The organism is Vibrio sp. 970, assembly GCF_033339075.1.
Genome location: NZ_JAWOTW010000727.1, coordinates 1 through 539 on the forward strand (window position 1 = coordinate 1; position 539 = coordinate 539).

Genomic DNA, 539 nt, shown 5'->3' on the forward strand with positions numbered 1-539 from the left:
CGCGGGGCCACGTTCCTGTCCTTGAAGCGCCATCCAAGCCAGCATGGTGCTGTGCCACTGTTGTTGTACTGGTTCCACGTCATTTTTCGGCGCCGAACAAAAATCAGCAAAGCTCTGTTCTAACTGCGAAGCTTGGCTTAAAAATGACTGTGCGGCATGAAACTCCACTTCGTAAACAGCTTGAGAAATATGGCTAGTTTGCTCTGGTTGTGCATCCGACGAGCCCGTTGTCGATTGGCAACCAACTAAGCTTAGCGTTGCAACAACAGCGCTCATTAATGTTGTTTTCTTCATGGTTGCATCCTTACAGAGAGTTCAGAAACGCGATCAATGCGTCACGTTCTTTTTGGTTCAGCGATAACACGTTTTGTTTCGCTTGTTCCGCTTCACCACCATGCCAAAGCACCGCTTCCATCAAGTTACGAGCTCGACCATCATGTAAGAAATACGTGTGACCGTTCACTTCTTCCGTGTAACCAATCCCCCAAAGTGGTGGCGTACGCCATTCACGGCCATTGGCAAGATATTCAGGTCGATGA

2 protein-coding genes are annotated in these 539 nt (G+C 48.8%); both read right to left on the minus strand.

Translation table 11 applies throughout. The features are described from left to right. Positions 1–294 (minus strand): imelysin family protein (locus R7Q11_RS28855; RefSeq protein ID WP_405532621.1); only part of this gene is annotated, 294 nt, incomplete at its 3' end. Between the two features lie 10 nt (positions 295–304). Continuing rightward, positions 305–539: di-heme oxidoredictase family protein (locus R7Q11_RS28860; RefSeq protein WP_318094487.1), on the minus strand; the 235-nt coding region annotated here is incomplete at its 5' end.